Raw genomic sequence first — 21,198 nt, 5'->3', positions numbered from 1 at the left:
CGAGTAGCCCGCTTCATCGCGCGATTCAGCCCCGGGCCTTTACCACTTCACCCGCACGCCCAGCGAACCGTTGATGCCGCTCCTGACCTTGGTGTCGCCACCCGAAGACCACAGCTTGCCGATTTCGCCATAGAGGCTGGTGGACTGGTTCAGCGTCAGCGTGAAGCCGCCCGCCAGTTCGGTGCTGGTGCCGCCGATCGGCGCCGCGATGTCGGTAGAGGTCGCGCCGTTGACGAAGCGCGCCACGTCCGTGCCACGGGAAGTCTTGTAGACGTTCACGCGGCCGTACGGCTGCAGCATGCCCATGCCGGTATCGATCTCGCCCTTGACCCGCACGCCCGCACGGGCGAGCCAGCCGCTGTCGACCTGGGGCTGGACCACAGCGCCCAGGATGGCCGAGTTGCTCAGGTCCATGTGCTGGTGGATCAATTGCAATTGCGGCTCGACGGTCCAGCCGCTGGCGCCGATCGGGAAAGCCTGGCCCACTTCGATAGAGCCCAGCAGGCTGTTGCCCTTGCCGGCCGCGCCGATGCCCATCAGCGGCTCGACCGTGTAGCGATGGCGGCCCGACTGCACCACGGCGTCGACATAGAAGCCGCTGTCGCTGGTGTAGGTGCCGTACACGCCCACGTACTGGCTGCGCAGGTCATTGCGGCCCACGCTCAGGTTGCTCACGCCGCTGGCATAGCCGCTGACACGCGCATCGCCGTCGAGCTGGCCGACGTAGATGCCGGCGCGCCAGTTGGGCGTGGCGAGCAGGTCGGTGCCGGCCTGGAAGCCGGTGAGGCGGCCCTTGCTGGTGGGCGAGACGGTGCCGCCCTGCTGGATGTCGATGTCGGTCGACAGCACGCGGGCCCAGGCACGGCGCTCGGAGCCGGTCGCGCTGGGCGCGGTGCCCTTCACGTCGTCGTCGCCCACGCGCTTGCGCACGTCGCCCAGCATCGCGAGGCTGCCCTGGCGCAGCTGGTTGGGCAGCGCGGCGTAGAGCGAGGTCTCGGGGCGGTAGTAGGTCACGCCCTTCTGCGCCGAGCGCAGATACCAGTTCTCGCCCTGGCCGAGCGCGTCGGCGGCATACAGGCGGTACTCGAACGCGCCGGCATCCACATGGCCGCCCGCGAGCGAGAACGCGTCCTTGGTGGTTTGCGCGGTGGTCTTCGCGCCGTTCTGCGCGGTGATCACCTCGATGCCGTTGCCGTTGGTCAGCGCGCCCAGGCCGCCGATGTTGGTGATCTGCACCGTGGTGTTGCCGCTGGCCGAAGCGGCGGGGCCGTTGAGGATCAGCCGGTCCGAGGGCGGGCCGTTGAAGTACAGCGTGGTGCCGAGCTTGAGCACGCCGCCGTTGCCCACGTACGCGCCGTTCACCGTCAGCGTGGTGCCGGGCACGGTGCCCACCAGCGACACGGTGCCGCTGTTGCTCAGCGAAGCCACGGTCTGGCTGTAGCCCGCCAGGTCCAGCGTCGCGCCCGCGGCCACGTTGTGCGCCGAAGCGGCGCTGAAGGTGTTGGCCGCGCCTGCACGCAGCGTGCCCTGCGCCACGTCGGTCGCGCCGGTGTAGCTGTTGGCGCCCGACAGCGTCAGCGTGCCGGTGCCGATCTTGGTGATGAAGCCCGCGCCGCTGATGGCGCCGCTCAGGCCGGCGTCGAAGGCGCCCGTGTCGATGATCGGGTCGCTGTTGCCGGTGAAGCGGATCGCGTTGGCAATCGTCATGCCGGGCGCGGTGAAGCCGATCGCGGTGCCGTCGTCCATCGCCAGTTCGCCGGTGCCCAGCGCCTGCGCGTTGCCGAGGTTCAGGCGCCCCTTGAGCAGCGCGGTGCCGCCGGTGTAGGTGTTGGCGCCGGACAGCGTGAGCGTGCCCGTGCCTTCCTTCACCAGCGAGCCGCCGACGCCCGAGATCACGCCCGAGATTTCGGTGCTGGTGTTCAGGCCGCCCGTGGTCAGCGTCTTGTTGCCCAGCAGCACGCGGCCGCCGCCTTCCAGCGAGCCGATCGAAGTGCCGGCCGTGGTGAGGCCGCGGATGTTGACCACCGCGCCCGTCTTGTTGACCACCGTGGCCTGCGCGGCCGTGGCACGGTCGCGGATGTCGAGCGAAGCGGTCGCCTCGTTGACGATGGTCGCGCGGCCGGCCGAGCCGTCGTCCCAGATGTTGGTCGAGCCGCCCGCCGAGTTGACGATGCGTGCATTGCCCGCGGTGGCGTTGTTCCACACCGTGACGCTGCCGCCGCGGTTGTCGAACACGGCATCGCCAGCCGTCGAATTGCCGGCGAAGGTGACGCTGCCGCCCTTGTAGTTCAGGAAGCTCGCGCGCTCGGCCGAGGTGTCGTCCCTGAACTCGATGGTGCCGCCGTTGATGCCGGGGCTGGCGGCGGCGGTGGTGAAGCGCAGGTCGCCCGCGCCGGCATTGCCGGTGAAGGCCAGGTAGCCGCTGGCATTGACGTTCACCGGGCCGGTGCCCAGCGCGCCGCTGACGCTCGCGCTCACGCTGCCGGCGTCGATGCTGGTGCCGCCGGAGTAGGTGTTGGCGGTTGCCAGCACCAGGTCGCCGGTGCCGATCTTGCGCAGGCTGCCCGAGCCGCTCATCGTGCCGCCGAAGGTGCCGTCGGTCGACTGGTCGAAGGTGACGTTGGCGTTGTTGACGATCTCGCCCTGCAGGCTGGTGGTGTTGCCCTGCAGCACGCCGGCTGCCACGACGGTGCCGCCGGTGTAGTTGTTGGCGCCGGTCAGCACCAGCGTGCCGTAGTCGTCCTTGGTCAGGCCGCCCGCGCCGGTGAGCTGCGAGGCGATGGTCGCCGTCATGGAAGCGCCCGAGCGCGTGCCGTCGCCCACCTTGATGACGGTGTGCGCGTTGCCCAGCGTCAGCGCATCGCCCTGCACCACGTAGCCGTCGGAGAAGAACTGCGCGCCGCCGATGCTGATGTCGCCGCCGCTGTTGTCCACCGTGACGGTGCCGGCGGTGCCGCCGAACATGGCGAACTGGTTGGGCTTCCAGGTGGCGTTGTAGCCGCCTTCGCTGTTGGTCCAGGTGTCGTTGGGGCTGCCGGGGCTGCCGATGCGCCAGGTGCCCGAGCCGCCGCCCACGTTGCCGTTGTTGACCGTGTCGCCGCCGTCCCAGAAGCCGAGCTGCACGCCGGTGCTGTTGATCAGGTTGACTTCCTTGGCCACGCTGGTCTGCACGTACAGGTCGCCGGCCGTGACCGGGGTGTTGCCGATGTTCAGGCCGTTGTCGGTCAGCGAACCGGTGTACTTGACGAGGCGGTACAGCCCCGGGCCGAAGCTGCCGCCGGCCGTCTCGGTGACGTTCAGCGTGCCGCCGAGCACCAGGTTGCCGTTGACCTGGACCAGGTCGTTGAGCGGGTCTTCGCCGACGGCGCCGAGGTGGTAGTTCAGGAACGAGCCCTTGTCCATGCTCAGGTCGCCGATCGTCAGGGTGCCGGGGCTGTTGCCCGGCGCGAGCGAACCGCCGCTGGCCACGTTGACCGCGCCGCTGATGGTGCCGCCGCCGGCCAGCGTGGCGCCGGCGCCGACCTGCACGCTGCCGCTGCCGGTCGCGCTGCCGCTGGTGTTGTTCACCCGCAGCGTGCCGCCGTTCACCGATGTGTTGCCGGTGTAGGTGTTGGCGCCGGTGATCTCGAGTTCGCCCGCGCCGTTCTTGGTCAGGCTGCCCGCGCCGCCGACGGTGCCGGTGAAGCTCGAGTCGTCGGAGCGGTCGAAGACCAGGTTGCCGTTGGCCGTGACCGCGCCCGAGAGCGTGCCGCTCTTGCCGCCGTTGCCGACCTGCAGCGTCGCGCCCTTGCCGATGGTGGTGCCGCCGCTGTAGCTGTTGGTGCCGGCCAGGATCAGCGTGCCGGTGCCGTTGTCGCTCAGGCTGCCGGTGCCGCCGATGTCGCCGGCCACGGTGTAGCTGTCGGAGCGGTTGAACACCAGCGCGGCGTTGTTGGTGATGTTGCCGGCGATGCTGCCCTTGGTGCCGCCGTTGCCGACCTGCAGCGTGCCCGCGTCGATGGTGGTGCCGCCGCCGTAAGTGCTGGTGCCGGTGAGCGTGAGCTTGCCGGCGCCCGACTTCGTCAGGCTGCCGGTGCCGGTGATGCCGCCGGCATATGCGATGTCGTCGAAGCGGTTGAACTGCAGCACGCCGTTGTCGACGATGTCGCCGCTGATGCTGCCGGTGGTGCCGCCGTTGCCGACCTGCAGCGTGCCCGCGTCGATGGTGGTGCCGCCGCCGTAGGTGTTGGTGCCGGTCAGCGTCAGCGTGCCGGCGCCGCTCTTCACCAGGTTGCCCGCGCCCGCGATGGCGCCGCCGAACAGGCCGCTTGCGATCGTGGTGGCCTGCGCGCTCTTGAAGCCGGTCTGCAGCGTGCCGGCGCCCTGGATGTTGCGGATGGAGACGTTCTGGCCGTTCAGGTCGAGCGTGGCGCCGCCGTTCACGGTGGTCGAGGCGATGTTGCCGAGGACTGTGCTCATCAGCGGCCCGTTGCCCACGCGCAACGTGCCTCCGGCAACGACCACGGCGGCGCTGCTGTCCACCGTGGCGCTGTTGCTGGCAACGTTGACGACGCCGGTCTCGGTGGCGCTGCCGAAGGTGGCGGTGGCGTTCGCCCCCAGGTTCAGCGCGCCGCCCAGCGTCAGCGTGCGGTTGGTGGCGGCGGCGACGGTGCTGGCCGTTCCGGCCGCGAAGCTCACGCCGTTCGAGAGGGTCATGGTCGACGTCGCGGCCAGCTTGCCGCCGGCCATCGTCAGGCCGCCGCTTCCGAGCGCATTGGCCGCCGCAACCTGCAGCGTGCCGCTGTTGACCCTGGTGCCGCCGCCATACGTGTTGGCGCCCGAGAGCGTGAGCGTGCCCGTGCCGCTCTGGGTCACGCTGCCGCTGCCGCTGATGGTGCGCGTGAAGTTCGTCGCATTGGAGCGGTTGAACACGAGCGCCGCGTTGTTGGTGATGTTGCTGTTGTCGATGCTGCCGGTGGTGCCGCCGTCGCCCAGTTGCAGCGTGCCGCCGCTGATGGTGGTGTTGCCGGTGTAGCTGTTGGCGCCGCTCAGCACCAGCGTGCCCGCCGTCGTCTTCACGAGCTGGCCGGTGCCGGTGATGGAGCCCGAGAAGTTGCCCGACTGCACCGTGGTGGTCTGCGCGGGGAAGTTGCCGGTCCGGGTCTTCAGCGTTCCGGCGCCCTGCAGGTTGCCGATGGTGACGTTGTAGCCGTTCAGGTCCAGCGTGGCTCCGGTGTTGACCGTGGTGGAGGCGACGTTGGGGAAGATCGTCGCGGCGCGGGTGGCGTCCGCCACCTGCAGCGTGCCGCCGGCCACGACGACCGCCGCGGTGCTGGAGACGATGGTGGTGCCATCGTCCAGGCGGACGGTGCCGGTTTCGGTCGTGCTGCCGAAGACGGCGGTCGCACTGCCGTTCAAGGCCAGGTTGCCATCGATGTCGAGCGTCCGGCCGGTAGCGGCGGCCACGGTGCTGCGCTGGCCGGCCGCGAAAGCCAGGTTGTTGGTCAGGCTGAGGCTCGACGTGGCGGCGAGCTTGCCGCCGTCGAGCGTGACCGTGCCGGAGCCGAGCGCGCCGGCCGTGCCGATCTGCACCGTGGTGCCGTTCCTGATGGTGGTGCCGCCGGCGTAGGTGTTGGTGGCGCCCAGCGCCAGCGTGCCGCCGCCGTCCGCCGTGAGGCTGCCGGCGCCGGAGATGACGCCGTTCATGGTGAGCTGCGCAGGCGTGCCGTCCACGTTGACCGCGAGGTTGCCCGTGGGCTGGAACTTGCCCGTCAGCGTCCACTTGCTGCCGCTGGCGGCATTGATGCTCGAGAAGCCCTGGAACGCGGCGTCCTCTGTATTCGTGCCTTCCAGGAACAGCTTGTTGCCGGTGCCTTGGGCGACCACGCCGCCGTTGAGCACCGAGCCGGCCTTGAGAGTGAGCGAGTTGTTGCCGCCGCCCAGCTGGATCGAATTGGCGCGGGTGGACTTGTCGCCAGCCAGGCCGCCGGAAATGGTGCCGCTGTTGACGATGGTGAGATTGCTGCCGACGATGCCGGCCCCGCCCTGCGCATACGCGCCCAGTTGCGTGCCGCCCAGCGCGCCGCCTTCGCCATTGCCGCCCGCGCCGCCGTAGACCGTCGCCCTGGTGACGGGGTGGGTTCCCCGGGTCGCCAGGCCCGTGCCGCCGTTTCCGCCCGTGATGGTGCCGGCGTTGGTGATCGTCACGCCGCCCACGGGCACCACCAGCACGCCCGCGCCGCCCCCGCCGCCGGCACCGGTCAGCGACGATGTGTTCGCGACCACGCCGCCGCCGTTGCCGCCATTGCCGCCAACGAGCGACCCCGTCGCCTTGACCTCGAACGACTGGGTGGCGAGCACGCTGCCGCCGCCGCCACCACCGCCGCCGCCGCCCGGGTTCGAGCGGTTGTAGCCGCCGGTGCCGCCGTTACCGCCGTTGCCGGCCGTGATCGTGGCGGTGACAGGAACGAAGCCGGTCCGGGCGGAACCGCCGCCGCCGCCGCCGCTGCCGTCCAGCCTGTCCGGGGTGAAGCCGCTCGCCGCCGAAGTGCCGTTGGCTCCGTTGGTGCCGAGGGCGCCGCCGACGGCGCCTGCGGCCGACTGATCGCCCTGCCCTCCGTGACCGCCCACCCCGGTCGTGCTGCTGCCCGCCGTTTGTCCCGCGCCGGAGCTGCCGTTGACGAGGAAGCCACCGCCACCGCCGTCACCCCCTGCGAACGAAGGCCCCGCCAGCATCAGCAGAGATGCCGCACCCGCCGCCAGCGCCACCGCGCGTTGGCTCTTCTTGCCGCGGGCATGGGTGTTCTCCGAAACAGCCACCCAGGCGCCGAGCGCCGAGTTCCAGATGCTGCGATGAGCCTTGTTCATTGTTCTTTAACCTTTGAAAGGGGTTGCTGATGCACCAACGAAGTGCAAGTGGTCAGTGATTGTTTATTTTTGTTAACTAACTGCTTCCTGGATATAACCAATATTGGTTATTTGTTAACCTTTCGTGCTTCCGAAGTTTTCGGAAACTTCCGGAAATACAGCACGGCCCGGCGCGACAATCCGGCCCATGGCCACCTCTTCAGACCTCCCGCCCCTCAACCGCCAGTTCGTCGCCCACTTCGGCGAAATGGGCAGCAAATGGGGCATCAACCGCACCGTCGGGCAGATCTACGCGCTGATCTTTCTGTCCGAGCGCGCGCTCAACGCCGACGAAATTGCCGAGCTGCTCGAGTTCTCGCGCTCGAACGTCAGCATGGGCCTGAAGGAACTGCAGGCCTGGCGGCTGGTGCACCTGCGCCACCACGCGGGCGACCGGCGCGAATACTTCGAGGCGCCTTCGGACGTGTGGGAAATCTTCCGCGTGCTGGCCGAGGAACGGCGCCGCCGCGAGATCGAGCCCACGCTGTCGATGCTGCGCAACGCCCTGCTCGAATCGCCCACGAGCGATGCCGAGCGCCACGCGCAGGAGCGCATGCGCGAGATGCACGACCTGATCGACAGGCTGATGAAGTGGTTCGACGACGTTCAGCGGCTCGCGCCCGAGACCGCCATGAAACTCATGGGCATGGGCGCGACGGTGACGAAGGTGCTGACGCTCAAGGACCGCATCACGGGCGGCGGCGCGTCGAAAAAGAAAAATCCCGCGGCCGACTGAAGCCGTCGGGACCGCGGGATCTGCTGTGTAAGGGCGGCCCTGCCGCCCCGGGCGTTAGAGCCGCTCCTGTCCTTGCGACGATTCAGGCGTCTCGAGCTTGGCCTTGCGAACGGCATCGTCGTCCATGAGTTCGTACCACATGGCATTGAGCACGGCGAAAGCGGCTGCCAGCGGCAGGCCGAGGATCCAGGCGAAGTACCACATCTTTTTTCCTCCGTTCGTTCAGTAGGCGTGTCCGCTCTCGTCGCGGATGGCTTGTTCGTCGACCTTGCCCCAGAGCACGTGATAGACCCAGCTGGTGTAGGCCACGATGATGGGAATGAAGAAGGCCGTGACCACCAGCATGATGAACAGCGTGAGGTGGCTCGACGACGAGTCCCACACCGTGAGGCTGGCGCGCGGGTCGATCGACGACGGCAGGATGAACGGGAACATCGACGCGCCCACGCTCAGGATGATGCCGGCGATGCCAAGCGCCGCCGTCAGCAGCGCGAACACCGGGCGGCGCAGCGCGAGGCCGAGCAAAGCGCCCAGCGCGCCGACGAAGCCGGCCGCCGGAGCCGCCAGCGTCCACGGATACGCCGCGTAGTTGGCGGTCCATGCGCCGGCATGCAGTTCGACCGTCTTGAGCATCGGGTTGGACGGCCCCACCGCATCGACCACGCTGCTGATGCGATAGCCGCCGATGCTCGTGGCCAGCAGCACGCCGCCCAGCGCATACAGCGCGACGGTGAGCACAGAAGCAACCATGCCGTAGCTGCGCGCACGCTCGGCCACCGGCCCCGCCGTCTTCAGCAGCAGCCACGCCGCGCCGTGCATCACCAGCATGGCCACCGACACGAGCCCGCACAAGATGGCGAACGGATTCAGCAGGCCGAAGAAGCCGCCGTCGTAGAAGATGTGCATGTCGGCGTTGAAGCGGAACGGCACGCCCTGCAGCACGTTGCCCACGGCCACGCCGCAGATCAGCGCGGGCACGAAGCCGCTGAAGAACAGCACCCAGTCCCAGCGCGCGCGCCACTGCGGCGACTCGCGCTTGCTGCGGAACTTGAAGGCCACCGGCCGCAGGATCAGCGCCGTGAGAATCACGAACATCGCCAGGTAGAAGCCCGAGAACGACACGGCGTACAGCTGAGGCCACGCCGCGAAGACCGCGCCGCCGCCCAGGATCAGCCACACCTGGTTGCCTTCCCATACCGGACCCACGCTGTTGATGACGACGCGCCGCTCGATGTCGTTGCGCGCCGCAAAAGGCAGCAGCATGCCGCTGCCCAGGTCGAAGCCGTCGGTCACGGCGAAGCCCACCAGCAGCACGCCGATCAGCAGCCACCAGATGAAGCGCAGGGTGTCGTAGTCGAGGAGTGTGTGGAGAGTCATGCTGCGCTCCCTGCGGAAGGAGAAGGAATGGCCGCGCCCGCGTGGGCCGGCGGAATGTGCGAGAGCGTGTCGCCCTCATCGGGCGCATGCTCGGCCTCGGGCCCCTTGCGGATGGCCTTGAGCATCAGCTTCATCTCGATGACGAGCAGCGTGGTGTAGATCGCGATGAAGCCCGCGAGCGTGAGCAGCAGCGTCTTCACGCCGAGGTTCGACACGGCCACCGCGGTCGGCAGCACGCCTTCGATCACCCACGGCTGGCGCCCGAACTCCGCCACCAGCCAGCCCGACTCGATGGCGATCCACGGCAGCGGAATCGCGAACACCGCGAGCTTCAGCAGCCAGCGGTGGCTGTCGAGCTTGCGGCACGCCGAGAGCACGAAGAAGGTGCCCGTCAGCAGGATCAGCAGCATGCCGATGCCCACCATCACACGGAACAGCCAGAACAGCGGCGCCACCTGCGGCACGGTGTCCCACGCCGCCTTGGCGATCTGCTCGTCGGTGGCCTGGCGCGGGTCGTCCACGTAGCGCTTGAGCAGCAGCGCATAGCCCATGTTGATGCCGTTGTCCTCGAAGTCCCCGCGCACGCCCTGCGTCACCTTGCCGGTGCCGCCCGCCTCGCGGATCTTCTGCAGCGCGTCGTAGGCCTTCAGGCCCTGCCGGATGCGGACCTCGGCGCGCTTCACGAGTTCGTCGATGCCTGGCATCACCGTGTCGAGAGAGCGTGTGCCGATCAGCCCCATCACCCCGGGGATGTGGATGGCGTAGTGCGTCTCGCGCGCCTCCTGGTCGGGGAAGCCGATGACCGTGAAGGCGGCTGGCGCGGGTTGCGTTTCCCACATGGCCTCGATGGCGGCGAGCTTCATCTTCTGGTGTTCGCCCGAGAGGTAGCCGCTCTCGTCTCCGAGCACCGCCACCGACAGCGCGGCGGCCAGGCCGAACGAAGCCGCGACCGTCATCGAGCGCTTGGCCAGTTCGAGGTGACGGCCCTTGAGCACGTACCAAGCCGACACGCCCAGCACGAACACGGCCGCGCACACATACCCCGCCGACACGGTGTGCACGAACTTGGCCTGCGCCACGGGGTTGGTCAGCACGGCGGCGAAGTCGGTCACTTCCATGCGCATGGTCTGCGGGTTGAAGGCAGCGCCCACCGGGTTCTGCATCCAGCCGTTGGCGATGAGAATCCACAGCGCCGAGAAGTTGGAGCCGATGGCCACGGCCCAGGTGGCGATCAGGTGGCCCACCTTCGAGAGCTTGTCCCAGCCGAAGAAGAACAGCCCGACGAAGGTCGCCTCCATGAAGAAGGCCATGAGCCCCTCGATGGCCAGCGGCGCGCCGAAGATGTCGCCGACGTAGTGGCTGTAGTAGCTCCAGTTCATGCCGAACTGGAACTCCATCACGATGCCGGTGGCCACGCCCATCGCGAAGTTGATGCCGAACAGCACGCCCCAGAATTTGGTCATGTCGCGCCAGATCACGCGTCCGGTCATCACGTAGACCGTCTCCATGATGGCGATGATGATCGAAAGCCCGAGCGTCAGCGGCACGAACAGGAAGTGATACAGCGCCGTGACGGCGAACTGCAGGCGCGATAGCGCAACGATGTCGAGGTCCATGAGATCTTCCTTTGTGTTCCCTGTTTTCTGTTTTTCTTCGGTTCAATCCGGGCGCAGGCCGCGCAGCACCGCATCGAAGGCATCGCTTCCGCGGCGCAGGTCGGCAACGATGCGGCCGTGCCGCATGCACACGAGCCGGTCGGCCAGCGCGGCCTCGCGGCGCAGGTGCGTGGCGATCAGCAGGGTGCGCGCTCCGGCGTGTTGCGCAAGGCGCTGCAGCACGTCGTGCGCGACGGCTGCGTCGAGCGCCTCGGTCGGTTCGTCGAGCAGCCACAGCGGCACGGGGCGCAGCAGCAGGCGCGCCAGCGCGAGCCGGCGCGACTGGCCGCCGGAAAGGCCCAGGCCGCCTTCGCCCAGACGGGTGTCGAGGCCGGTCGAGAGGGCGCGCACATCGGCGTCGAGGCCGGCGGCTTGCAGCACGGCCCACAGGCGCGCGTCGCTTGCGGCGGGGTCGGCCAGGCGGAGGTTGTCGCGCAGGCTGTCCTGGAAGAGTTCGGTGCGCTGGGTCAGCAGACAGGCCGGCTGCGCGCTCACATGGCCGGCTTGCGGCGTGAGTTCGGCGGCGACGGCGGCCAGCAAGGTCGACTTGCCAGCGCCGCTCGCGCCGACAACAGCGACGCGCTCGCCGGCGCGCAAGGTCAGCGACACGTCGCTCAAGACCTCCGTGCGGCTGCCGGGGTGCGCGACGCTGACGTTCTTCAGTTGCAGCGCGAAGGGCGCATCGCCTTCGGGCTTCGTCGTCGCCGCATCGTCTTCTGAAGACGCCATGCGCGGTGCGAGGCGCCGCACCGCAAGCCAGGTGCGCCCGGCATCGAGCGCGCCACGGCGCAGCGCCGCGAAAGGCTCGGTCGCCGTGAGCGCCACCAGCAATGCCAGCGCTGCGGCCGGTGCGCCGATCAGGCCCTCGCCGACGAGCGCTCCGACGATGAGCAGCACCCCAACGAGGGTCAGCGTGCCCGCGCTGCCGTAGGCGAAGCCGGAAGCGGCCTCCAGCCGGTTCAATGCGAGATCGGCCTTGGCGAGTTGCGCATCGGCGCGCATCAGCGCCTCGCGCTGCGCGTCGATGCGGCCTGCCATCACCAGGTCGGTCTGGCCCGCGACGAGATCGACCGCTCGAGCGCGCAAGGCTTCGATGGCGCGCGCGCGCCGAACGGCAGGCCGACGAGCGCGCCGCGCCACGAGCAAGGCAATGCCCCAGCCGCTGATCACCAGCCACAGCGCCAGCGCGGCGCCCAGCGCCGCATGCATGAAGCCGAGCACCACGCCCGCGAGCAACGCAGCGCCCAGCGCCGCGGCAGCAGGCACCAGCAGGCGCAGGTAAAGCGATTCGAGCGCATCGATGTCGGACGTCAGGCGGAACAGCAGCCGCGCCGGACGCATCAGCAATGCGCGCGCAGCCTCCGGCCTGGCCCAGCCGCGGAACAGGCGCACGCGCAGCGCCGCAAGCGCGCCGAAGGTCGCGTCGTGCGTGACGAGCCGCTCGCCGTAGCGCGAAGCCGTGCGGCCCAGTGCGAGCAGCCGGATGCCGGCCGAGGGCATGAACACATCGAAGGTGAAAGCCGTGGCCGCATGCAGGCCGGCCAGCGCGGTGGCCGTGATGAACCAGCCGGAAAGGCCGAGCAGCGCCGTCCCCGCAAGCACCGTGACGGCGGCAAGCAGGCCACCCAGCAGCAGCGCGCGCGGCTGTTCGGCGAAGAAGGGGCGCATCACCAGCCGCAGTTCGCGCCATTGCGCAGTGTTGGTTCTGCGGGCGCTCATGCGGCCTTCTCCATGGCTTCGGCGCCGAGGCTCACCACGCGGTCCATGCGCGACGCGAGCGCGGGGTCGTGCGTGGCGACGATCAGCGTCTTGCCGCGTGCCAGTTCGACCAGGGCGTCTGCCACCCGGACGGCGGTATCGGAATCGAGGTGCGCGGTCGGCTCGTCGACCAGCAGAAGGTCGGCGTGCGGATGCACAGCGATGCGGGCCAGCGCGAGCCGCACGGCCTCGCCGCCGGAAAGGCCGCGCCCGCCTTCACCCAGCGCCGTGCCGGGATGCGCCTGCGCCACGGCGTCGAGCGAGGCGAAGCGCATGGCCTCGGCCACGCGGGGCGTGCCGACGTCCTCGCGGCCCAAGGCCACGTTAGCCTCTACCGATCCGGCGAAGACGTGCGGCGCCTGTCCCATCCACGCCATGCGCTGGCGCAGCGCGGCAACCGTGTGATCGGTGAGCGCGATGCCGCCGATCGAGATCTCGCCGCGCGCCGCCGGCACGAGGCCCGCGAGCAGCGACAGCAAAGCCGTCTTGCCCGAGCCGCTGGGCCCGGCCAGCGCGATGTGTTCACCGGCCGCAACGCGAAGCTCCAGGCCGTCGAAGACCGAAGTCGGTTCCCCCGGCCAGGAGAAATGCAGGCCGTGGACGGCGACGGCGGGTGCGGCGCCGGCGGCGCCCGTGGCCGCACGCTTCAGCGACGCGCTCGCGCCGGGCAATGGCAGCGTCTTTTGCTGCAGCCCATCGAGCGCCTGGAGTGCCGCCTCGCCCGCCGCCCGGTCGTGCCACACCGCGGACAACTCGCGCAGCGGCTCGAAGAACGCCGGCGCCAGCAGCAGGACGAACAGCCCCTCGCCGAGGCTCAGCGTTCGCCCCCAGGTCCCGAAGCCGAGCGAGCCCAGCAGGTGGAAGCCGACATATGCCGCCACCATCGCCACGCCCAGGGCCGAGAAAAGCTCCAGCACGGCCGACGAGAGAAATGCGATGCGCAGCACCGACATCGTCCGCACGCGCAGCGACTGCGCGGCATCGCCGAGCCGTTGCGCCGTGGCGTCGACGGCATCGAGCGCGCGCAGGGTCGCCAGGCCGCGCAGGCGGTCGAGCAGGAAGGCGTTCATGCTGCCCATCTCGACCATCTGCGCTTCGCTCGCGGCCTTGGCGCGCCAGCCGACGATGGCCATGAAGATCGGGATCAGCGGCGCCGCGACCAGCAGCACCAGCGCAGCCACCCACGAGAAGCAGGCCACCGCGCCAAGAATGAAGGCCGGCACGACCGTCGCGCGCCAACGCGCCGGCTGGTAGCGCACGAGGTAAGGCACCAGCGCCTCCGCCTGTTCCGCAAGCACGCTGGCGGCCTGGCCCGAAGGCGCGCGGCCTCGGTCCAGCGGAGATCCGTCGGCCAATGCCTCGGCCGTCTGCGCGCGCAGTGCGCTGAGCCGGGCCCGTGCGCGGCCGAAGGTCCGGCGTGCGCCCCAGGCCTCGCAGGCGGCGCGCAACAAGCCCAGCAGCAGGATCGCGCCGGCCGGCAGCCACACCGCGCGAAGGCCCTGCCCCGACGCCAGCCCCTGCACCGCCATCGCCAGCAGGGCCGCCTGCGGCAGCCAAAGCAGCGCGGCAGCGCCTTGCACCACCCCGCCGACGTCGGGCGACGCGAAAGCCTTCAACGGCGATCGGGGGTGCGAGTGCTGGGCCATTCCTTGTTTTCTTGGATTTTCAGTATTTACTGAAATTTCCACAATCATACCGGAGACGGGAGCCACTGACGAGCCCGCAGACTGCACGGTCCGGCGCTCGAACGCAACACGTTCGGGAAGATTCAGCCCGGGCGCCCGCGCGGAGCGCCCCGGGGCTAGTAAGAAACAGCTATTCCGCTGACCAGCAACGCGGCAAAAAGCATGAACACGCCGCGCCACGAGGCCGGGCGCGACTCGACCCAGCGGTACAGGAGCGCCGCCGCTGCGATCGACAGGGCAAAGGTCGCGACCAGGCCGGCCGCATCGAACCATGCGCCGTGCGGCCCGGCATTCGCCACCGCCGCGTTCATGGCGAGCAGCACCGGAAAGTGGATCAGGAACAGCGAATAAGACATGCGCCCCAGCCGCTGCAGCGGCACGGCCAGCGCCGGCCAATGCGCCGGCGACAACCAGTGCCGGCGCTGCGCGACCGCGATCAGCAGCGCCGTCACCAGGGCGGTGGCGATGCGGCTGCGCCAGTCGATGGCGAGCGCGCCCGCCCCCACCAGGGCCAGCAGCGCGACCGCGCCCTGCCAGGTGCTGAAGCGCGTGGCGCGGCCGATCCAGAACACCAGCATGCCCAGGCCGTAGGTGCCGAAGAAATAGAAAGCGGTGTCGTCCAGCCCCGCGTTGCGGTTGAACAGCGCGAGCGATGCCACGGCCAGCCCCAGCACCAGCGCCACGGGCAACCAGCGCGCCGACAGGCTCGCATGCACCGCGCCGGCGGGACGCTGCAGCAGCGTGGGCAGCCCGACCAGCGCAAGCGCGAGCGCGAACAGCTGGAAGTCGATGGCCACGTACCAGACACCGGTCGACAGCGACTCATAGCCCAGCAAGTCCTGCAGCAGCAGCCCGTGCGCCACCAGTTGCCCGAAGGTGGGCGCGGCGGGTACCACTTCCTCATCGAGCCACGGCCGCACGACCGCCGCAACGAGCACGCACACGGTGAGCGCGGCCAGGTACGGCATCACCAGCCGCCCGTAGCGCTGCAGGATCCGCGCTACCGGCCGGTCGACGCGCAGCATGCCGTCGGGCGCGAGGCTCGCCGCGGCCAGGAAGCCGGCGATCACCAGGAACACCTGCACCGCCAGCCGCCCCTCGTTGGACAGCCAGGCGAAGAAATCGGGCGCGAGCGCATACGCGCCGGCCGGCATGGGGCCGTAGCGCGACAGGTGGTGCCCGACGATCACGGCGCACGCAATGCCCTTTGCCGCATCGAGCAGCGGCATGCGTCCCGCCGATGGCGACGGCGCCGGGGCGACGGGCGCCGCGCCGTTCGCGACGGCGGTCAAAGCGCCAACCGCTGCCTTGCTTCCTGGTACTCGCGCTTGAGCTTCTCGATGAAGGCCGCGGCGCTGGCCACTTCGGTCACGGCGCCGATGCCCTGGCCCGAGCCCCAGATGTCTTTCCAGGCCTTGGCCTTGCTGCCGTCTTCGGTCGCGAAATTCATCGTCTTGAGGTCGCCTTCGGGCAGGTTGGCCGGGTCCATGCCCGCCTTGACGATGCTCGGGGCGAGGTAGTTGCCGTGCACGCCGGTGAACAGGTTCGAATAGACGATGTCGTCGGAATTGCCGTCGACGATGGCCTGCTTGTATTCGTCGCTCGCGCGGGCTTCCTCGGTCGCGATGAAGGCCGTGCCGATGTAGGCGAAGTCGGCACCCATGGCCTGCGCCGCGAGCACCGCGCCGCCGGTGGCGATGGAACCCGACAGCGCGATCGGGCCGTCGAACCACTGGCGAATCTCCTGCACCAGCGCGAACGGGCTCTTCACGCCCGCGTGGCCGCCGGCACCGGCAGCCACGGCGATGATGCCGTCGGCGCCCTTCTCCACCGCCTTCTGCGCGAACTTGTTGTTGATGATGTCGTGCAGGGTGACGCCGCCGTAGCTGTGCACCGCGTCGTTCACGTCGGTGCGCGCGCCCAGCGAGGTGATGACGATCGGCACCTTGTACTTCACGACCATCTCCATGTCGTGCTCGAGCCGGTCGTTGCTCTTGTGCACGATCTGGTTGATGGCGAAGGGCGCCGCGGGCTTGTCGGGGTTGGCCTTGTTGTAGGCAGCCAGTTCTTCGGTGATCTCGATCAGCCACTCTTCGAGCTGCGCCGCGGGGCGCGCGTTGAGCGCGGGCATCGAGCCGACCACGCCCGCCTTGCATTGCGCAATCACGAGCTTGGGGTTGCTGATGATGAACAGCGGCGAGCCGATGATCGGCAGCGGCAGGTTCGCGAGTACGGGGGGCAGCTTGGACATGTCGTCTCCGGGAATGGGTTCGGTTTTATAAGAGAGAGAGGCCGCTGCAGCCCGTCAGATGGGCGACAGCGGCCGCGCGCGTCAGAACGCGTCGAGCGCGAGTGCCGTGACGCTCTCGGCGCCGTCGACGATGCTGTCGCGCATGCCCGGCACCTTGTTCAGGATGTGCTCGGCGTAGAAGCGCGCGGTGGCTACCTTGGCCAGCATGAAGTCGGTGTCGAAGCTGCGCGAGGCCAGGTCCTGCGCAATGATCAGCGAGCGCGCAAGCTGCCAGCCGGCCACCAGGTTGCCCGCGAGCATCAGGTAGGGCACGCTGCCGGCGAACACGGCGTTCGGCGATGCCTTGGTCTGCCCGGCCACGAAGTCGACCACTTCGACGAACGCCAGGCGCGCGGCCTTCAGGCGCTTGAGCACGGCAACCGCGGCGGGGTTGTCGCTCTTGGCCAGCTCGGCTTCGGTCTTCTCGATCTGCGCGGCAATCGCCTTGGCGGTCTGGCCGCCGTCGCGCGCGGTCTTGCGGCCCACGAGGTCGTTGGCCTGGATGGCGGTGGTGCCTTCGTAGATGGTGAGGATCTTCGCGTCGCGGTAGTACTGCGCGGCGCCGGTCTCCTCGATGAAGCCCATGCCGCCGTGCACCTGCACGCCGAGCGATGTCACTTCCAGGCTCATCTCGGTGCTGTAGCCCTTGACCAGCGGCACCATGAACTCATAGAAGGCCTGGTTCTGCTTGCGCGCCTCGGCGTCGGGATGGTGGTGCGCGGCGTCGTAGGCGGCGGCGGCCACGCTGGCCATCGCGCGGCAGCCTTCGGTGTAGGCGCGCATCGTCATCAGCATGCGCTTGACGTCAGGGTGGTGAATGATCGGTGCGCTGGCGTTGATGGAGCCGTCGACCGGGCGGCTCTGCACGCGGTCTTTCGCGTAGGCCACGGCGTGCTGGTAGGCGCGCTCGGCAATCGCGATGCCCTGCATGCCCACGGCGTAGCGCGCGGAGTTCATCATGATGAACATGTACTCGAGGCCGCGGTTCTCCTGGCCCACGAGGTAGCCGACGGCACCGCCGTTGTCGCCGTACTGCAGCACGGCGGTGGGCGATGCCTTGATGCCCATCTTGTGCTCGATGCTCACGCAGTGCACGTCGTTGCGCTCGCCCAGGGAGCCGTCCTTGTCCACGAGGAACTTGGGCACCACGAACAGGCTGATGCCCTTCACGCCTTCGGGCGCGCCGGTCACGCGCGCGAGCACCAGGTGCACGATGTTCTCGGCCATGTCGTGCTCACCGTAGGTGATGAAGATCTTGGTGCCGAACACCTTGTAGGTGCCGTCGGGCTGCGGCTCCGCGCGGCTGCGCACCATGGCCAGGTCGCTGCCGGCCTGCGGCTCGGTGAGGTTCATCGTGCCGGTCCACTGGCCGCTCACGAGCTTTTCGAGATACACCGCCTTCAGCTCGTCGGAGCCGGCCGTGAGCAGCGCCTCGATGGCGCCGTCGCTCAGCAGCGGACACAGCGCGAAGCTCATGTTGGCCGAGTTCAGCATCTCGCCGCAGGCCGCGCCGATGGTCTTGGGCAGGCCCTGGCCGCCGAAGTCCGAAGGATGCTGCAGGCCCTGCCAGCCGCCCGACACGTACTGCGCAAAGGCTTCCTTGAAGCCCGGCGTGGTGGTGACGGCACCATCCTTGAACGACGAGGGGTTGCGGTCGCCCGCGATGTTCAGCGGCGCCACCACGTCCTGGTTGAAACGGGCGCACTCCTCGAGCACGGCCTGCGCGGTTTCGAGGCCGGCGTCCTCGAAGCCGGGCAGCTTGGCGATCTCGCCGATGTTGGCCAGATGCTCGATGTCGAACAGCATGTCCTTGATGGGGGCGGTGTAGCTCATGTCTTGTCTCCAGATACAGCGGATACGAAAAGGGCATCGCGAACGATGCCCTCTGGCTCAGTGCGGCAATGCGATCAGAGCGCTTTCACCAGTTCCGGCACGGCCGTGAACAGGTCGGCCACCAGGCCGTAGTCGGCCACCGAGAAGATCGGTGCCTCTTCGTCCTTGTTGATCGCGACGATGACCTTCGAGTCCTTCATGCCGGCCAAGTGCTGGATCGCGCCCGAGATGCCCGCCGCGATGTACAGCTGCGGCGCGACGATCTTGCCCGTCTGGCCCACTTGCCAGTCGTTCGGTGCGTAGCCTGCGTCGACGGCCGCGCGGCTGGCGCCCAGGCCCGCGTTCAGCTTGTCGGCCAGCGGCGTCATCACTTCGGTGAACTTCTCTGCGCTGCCCAGCGCACGGCCACCGGAGACGATGATCTTGGCGGCCGTCAGCTCGGGGCGGTCGCTCTTGGTCACTTCACGGCCCACGAAGCTGCTCTTGCCGCTGTCTGCGACGCCTTCAGCGGTTTCGACGGTTGCGCTGCCACCGGTGGCGGCTGCGGCGTCGAAGCCGGTCGTGCGCACGGTGATCACCTTGGTGGCGTCGCTGCTCTGCACCGTGGCAATCGCATTGCCTGCGTAGATCGGGCGCTCGAAGGTGTCGGGGCTGTCGACCTTGGTGATGTCGCTGATCTGGGCCACGTCCAGCTTGGCGGCCACGCGCGGCGCGACGTTCTTGCCGTTGGCGGTCGAGGGGAACAGGATGTGGCTGTAGTTGCCGGCGATCGCCAGCACCTGGGCTGCGACGTTCTCGGCGAGGTTCTCGGCCAGGCTGGGGCTGTCTGCGGCGATGACCTTGGTCACGCCTGCGATCTGGGCGGCGGCCTTGGCCGCTTCGGCGGCATTGGCGCCGGCCACCAGCACGTGCACTTCACCGCCGCAAGCCAGGGCTGCGGTTACGGTGTTGAGGGTCGCCGGCTTGATGCTGGCGTGGTCGTGTTCTGCAATGACGAGTGCGGTCATGTTCGTTTTCTTCCTCAGATCACTTTGGCTTCGTTCTTCAGCTTGTCCACCAGGGTGGCGACGTCGGGCACCTTGATGCCGGCACCGCGCTTCGGCGGCTCCGCGACCTTCAGCGTCTTCAGGCGCGGCTTCACATCGACGCCCAGGTCCTCGGGCTTGACCGTGTCCAGTTGCTTCTTCTTGGCCTTCATGATGTTGGGCAGCGTCACATAGCGCGGCTCATTCAGGCGCAGGTCGGTGGTGATGACTGCGGGCAGGCTCAGGGAGATGGTCTCCAGGCCGCCGTCGACTTCGCGCGTCACGGTGGCCTTGTCGCCTGCGACTTCGACCTTGGAGGCGAAGGTGGCCTGCGGCAGGTCGGCCAGCGCAGCCAGCATCTGGCCGGTCTGGTTGGCGTCGTCGTCGATGGCCTGCTTGCCCAGGATGATCAGCTGGGGCTGTTCCTTGTCGACCAGCGCCTTCAGCAGCTTGGCAACGGCCAGCGGCTGCAGCTCTTCGGTGGTCTCGACCAGGATGCCGCGGTCGGCGCCGATGGCCATCGCGGTGCGCAGGGTTTCCTGGCACTTGGCGTCGCCGCAGGAGACGGCGATCACTTCGGTGACCACGCCCTTTTCCTTCAGCCGCACGGCCTCTTCGACAGCGATCTCGTCGAAGGGGTTCATGCTCATCTTGACGTTGGCAATGTCCACCCCGGTGCCGTCGCTCTTCACGCGCACCTTCACGTTGTAATCGACGACCCGTTTGACAGGTACCAGAACCTTCATTGACTTGACTCCATTGGATTGCAAAAAGGGGGCTTCGAGGGCAAACCGGTCATTCTAGGGCGCGACCTTTGCCGCCTCTCCATTCTTCCTGCCGGCGCTGGCACCAGAAAAAGAACGATCGTGCTTTTTACAGATTATAAGGCAGCGCTTCAGCACCCGGCCTCTCGACCGACAAGTATTTGAACCGCCCCCCGAGCGCGCGGCCCGCACGGAAATCGATATCCGTGCCCGCTCGCGGTGCATTCACGGCCTGCAGACAGCGCCATCTGCCGCCATTTCCCGGGTTTTCGCCGATATCTGGGCTGGCACGCAACCTGCAAGATGAATACTGTCGACAGCTGACTGTCGATCTTCGGAGATTCAAATGGAAACAGCAGAACGCAGCCTCCCGGAAGTTCGCGGCAACGCCCGCCCACCCATGACGCCCGCGGAGCGGCAGATGCGGCAGGACCTTGCCGCCGCCTACCGGCTCGTCGCCCTGTACGGCATGGACGACAGCATCTACACCCATATCTCCGCCCGCGTGCCCGGCACTACAGACCAGTTCCTGATCAACCCGTTCGGGATGCTATTTCGCGACATCACGGCGTCCTCGCTCGTGAAGATCGACCTGGAAGGCAACGTCGTCGAGCCCACCGACCACGACGTGAACCCGGCCGGCTTCACGATCCACAGCGCGGTGCACGCCGCGCGCCATGACGCCGTCTGCGTGCTGCACACCCACACCGTCGCCGGCGTGGCGGTGTCCTCGCTGGCGGGCGGGCTGCAGCCCTGCAACCAGTGGGCGCTGCAGTTCCACAACCGCGTGACGTATCACGAGTTCGAGGGGATCGCGCTCAACCACGAGGAACGCGAGCGCCTGGTGGCCGACCTGGGGCCGGCCTCCCGCGCGCTGATCCTGCGCAACCACGGCCTGGTCACGCTCGGCCGCAGCGTGGCCGAGGCCTTCATCCTCATGCACAACCTGGAGCGGGCCTGCCGCGTGCAGGTCGCCATCCAGGGCACCGGGCAGCCGGTGCACCCGGTGCCCGAGGAGGTCCGCGAGCTGACCGCGCGGCAGTACGAAAGCGGCGACACCAACCGCCTCGCCTCCATGCCCGACGACCCGTATGCCCGCGAATGGCGCGCGCTGCTGCAGCGGCTCGCGCCGCCCACCGCGGCTTCCTTCCGCGACTGAGATTCACCCGTTCTTCACCGCCCTCCCCACT

At 68.7% G+C, this 21,198-nt stretch carries 13 protein-coding genes; 2 read left to right on the top strand and 11 right to left on the bottom strand.

The genetic code is table 11. The features are described 5' to 3' along the window. Positions 1 to 39: 39 nt before the first annotated feature. Positions 40 to 6,846 carry an autotransporter-associated beta strand repeat-containing protein gene (locus QRN67_RS00695; RefSeq protein ID WP_285409812.1) on the bottom strand — a complete coding sequence of 2,269 codons (6,807 nt, stop codon included), beginning with the start codon at positions 6,844 to 6,846 and terminating at the stop codon, positions 40 to 42. A gap of 187 nt (positions 6,847 to 7,033) precedes the next feature. Here QRN67_RS00695 and QRN67_RS00690 point away from each other — a divergent pair, with 187 nt between their 5' ends. Then, positions 7,034 to 7,621, top strand: coding sequence for a GbsR/MarR family transcriptional regulator (locus tag QRN67_RS00690; protein WP_081267011.1), 588 nt, complete (start codon positions 7,034 to 7,036; stop codon positions 7,619 to 7,621). Between the two features lie 54 nt (positions 7,622 to 7,675). Here QRN67_RS00690 and cydX read toward each other — a convergent pair whose 3' ends face one another. The 10 genes from cydX to QRN67_RS00640 all read right to left on the bottom strand — a co-directional run bounded on the left by cydX (position 7,676) and on the right by QRN67_RS00640 (position 19,990). Beyond that, positions 7,676 to 7,825 carry a cytochrome bd-I oxidase subunit CydX gene (cydX, locus tag QRN67_RS00685; RefSeq protein ID WP_081267010.1) on the bottom strand — a complete coding sequence of 50 codons (150 nt, stop codon included), beginning with the start codon at positions 7,823 to 7,825 and terminating at the stop codon, positions 7,676 to 7,678. A gap of 18 nt (positions 7,826 to 7,843) precedes the next feature. Next, the gene (gene cydB / locus QRN67_RS00680) at positions 7,844 to 8,998 is read right to left on the bottom strand and encodes a cytochrome d ubiquinol oxidase subunit II (RefSeq protein WP_285409810.1); all 1,155 of its coding nucleotides are present in this window, start codon (positions 8,996 to 8,998) and stop codon (positions 7,844 to 7,846) included. Then, positions 8,995 to 10,614, bottom strand: a complete 1,620-nt coding sequence (locus tag QRN67_RS00675; RefSeq protein ID WP_285409808.1) for a cytochrome ubiquinol oxidase subunit I — start codon at positions 10,612 to 10,614, stop codon at positions 8,995 to 8,997. Before QRN67_RS00675 ends, cydB begins: the two co-directional genes overlap by 4 nt. 42 nt (positions 10,615 to 10,656) lie before the next feature. Then, a complete protein-coding gene (gene cydC / locus QRN67_RS00670) occupies positions 10,657 to 12,372 on the bottom strand; it encodes a thiol reductant ABC exporter subunit CydC (protein WP_503010796.1) in 1,716 nt (571 codons plus the stop codon). Next, the gene (gene cydD, locus QRN67_RS00665; protein ID WP_285409807.1) at positions 12,369 to 14,057 is read right to left on the bottom strand and encodes a thiol reductant ABC exporter subunit CydD; all 1,689 of its coding nucleotides are present in this window, start codon (positions 14,055 to 14,057) and stop codon (positions 12,369 to 12,371) included. The genes cydC and cydD overlap by 4 nt, the downstream gene beginning before the upstream one ends. Positions 14,058 to 14,212: 155 nt before the next feature. Continuing rightward, on the bottom strand, positions 14,213 to 15,325 hold the full coding sequence (locus QRN67_RS00660) for an acyltransferase family protein (RefSeq protein WP_081267005.1): 1,113 nt from the start codon (positions 15,323 to 15,325) through the stop codon (positions 14,213 to 14,215). A gap of 59 nt (positions 15,326 to 15,384) precedes the next feature. After that, positions 15,385 to 16,347, bottom strand: coding sequence for an NAD(P)H-dependent flavin oxidoreductase (locus tag QRN67_RS00655; RefSeq protein ID WP_285409805.1), 963 nt, complete (start codon positions 16,345 to 16,347; stop codon positions 15,385 to 15,387). An 81-nt stretch (positions 16,348 to 16,428) separates the two neighbouring features. Further along, positions 16,429 to 18,219 (bottom strand): acyl-CoA dehydrogenase, encoded by a 1,791-nt coding sequence (locus tag QRN67_RS00650; protein ID WP_285409804.1) that lies wholly within the window; start codon positions 18,217 to 18,219, stop codon positions 16,429 to 16,431. A gap of 74 nt (positions 18,220 to 18,293) precedes the next feature. Continuing rightward, a complete protein-coding gene (locus QRN67_RS00645; RefSeq protein ID WP_285409803.1) occupies positions 18,294 to 19,226 on the bottom strand; it encodes an electron transfer flavoprotein subunit alpha/FixB family protein in 933 nt (310 codons plus the stop codon). Positions 19,227 to 19,240: 14 nt separating this feature from the next. Then, on the bottom strand, positions 19,241 to 19,990 hold the full coding sequence (locus tag QRN67_RS00640) for an electron transfer flavoprotein subunit beta/FixA family protein (RefSeq protein ID WP_106935764.1): 750 nt from the start codon (positions 19,988 to 19,990) through the stop codon (positions 19,241 to 19,243). 418 nt (positions 19,991 to 20,408) lie between these two features. Between QRN67_RS00640 and QRN67_RS00635 the strand changes: the two genes are divergently transcribed. Beyond that, positions 20,409 to 21,167 (top strand): class II aldolase/adducin family protein, encoded by a 759-nt coding sequence (locus tag QRN67_RS00635; RefSeq protein WP_285409799.1) that lies wholly within the window; start codon positions 20,409 to 20,411, stop codon positions 21,165 to 21,167. Positions 21,168 to 21,198: the final 31 nt, after the last annotated feature.

Origin of the sequence: Variovorax sp. efr-133-TYG-130 (assembly GCF_030208835.1) — a bacterium.
Lineage (GTDB): Bacteria > Pseudomonadota > Gammaproteobacteria > Burkholderiales > Burkholderiaceae_C > Variovorax.
This window is presented reverse-complemented; position numbering and strand designations above follow the sequence as displayed.

What these genes read in the sequence shown, in the direction of transcription:
- QRN67_RS00660 (WP_081267005.1), bottom strand. Translation starts at nt 15,325, where the DNA reads ATGCCGCTGCTCGATGCGGCAAAGGGCATTGCGTGCGCCGTGATCGTC.
- cydD (WP_285409807.1), bottom strand. Translation starts at nt 14,057, where the DNA reads ATGGCCCAGCACTCGCACCCCCGATCGCCGTTGAAGGCTTTCGCGTCG.
- QRN67_RS00690 (WP_081267011.1), top strand. Translation starts at nt 7,034, where the DNA reads ATGGCCACCTCTTCAGACCTCCCGCCCCTCAACCGCCAGTTCGTCGCC.
- QRN67_RS00695 (WP_285409812.1), bottom strand. Translation starts at nt 6,846, where the DNA reads ATGAACAAGGCTCATCGCAGCATCTGGAACTCGGCGCTCGGCGCCTGG.
- QRN67_RS00635 (WP_285409799.1), top strand. Translation starts at nt 20,409, where the DNA reads ATGACGCCCGCGGAGCGGCAGATGCGGCAGGACCTTGCCGCCGCCTAC.
- QRN67_RS00650 (WP_285409804.1), bottom strand. Translation starts at nt 18,219, where the DNA reads ATGAGCTACACCGCCCCCATCAAGGACATGCTGTTCGACATCGAGCAT.
- cydC (WP_503010796.1), bottom strand. Translation starts at nt 12,372, where the DNA reads ATGAGCGCCCGCAGAACCAACACTGCGCAATGGCGCGAACTGCGGCTG.
- QRN67_RS00645 (WP_285409803.1), bottom strand. Translation starts at nt 19,226, where the DNA reads ATGACCGCACTCGTCATTGCAGAACACGACCACGCCAGCATCAAGCCG.
- QRN67_RS00640 (WP_106935764.1), bottom strand. Translation starts at nt 19,990, where the DNA reads ATGAAGGTTCTGGTACCTGTCAAACGGGTCGTCGATTACAACGTGAAG.
- QRN67_RS00675 (WP_285409808.1), bottom strand. Translation starts at nt 10,614, where the DNA reads ATGGACCTCGACATCGTTGCGCTATCGCGCCTGCAGTTCGCCGTCACG.
- cydB (WP_285409810.1), bottom strand. Translation starts at nt 8,998, where the DNA reads ATGACTCTCCACACACTCCTCGACTACGACACCCTGCGCTTCATCTGG.
- QRN67_RS00655 (WP_285409805.1), bottom strand. Translation starts at nt 16,347, where the DNA reads ATGTCCAAGCTGCCCCCCGTACTCGCGAACCTGCCGCTGCCGATCATC.
- cydX (WP_081267010.1), bottom strand. Translation starts at nt 7,825, where the DNA reads ATGTGGTACTTCGCCTGGATCCTCGGCCTGCCGCTGGCAGCCGCTTTC.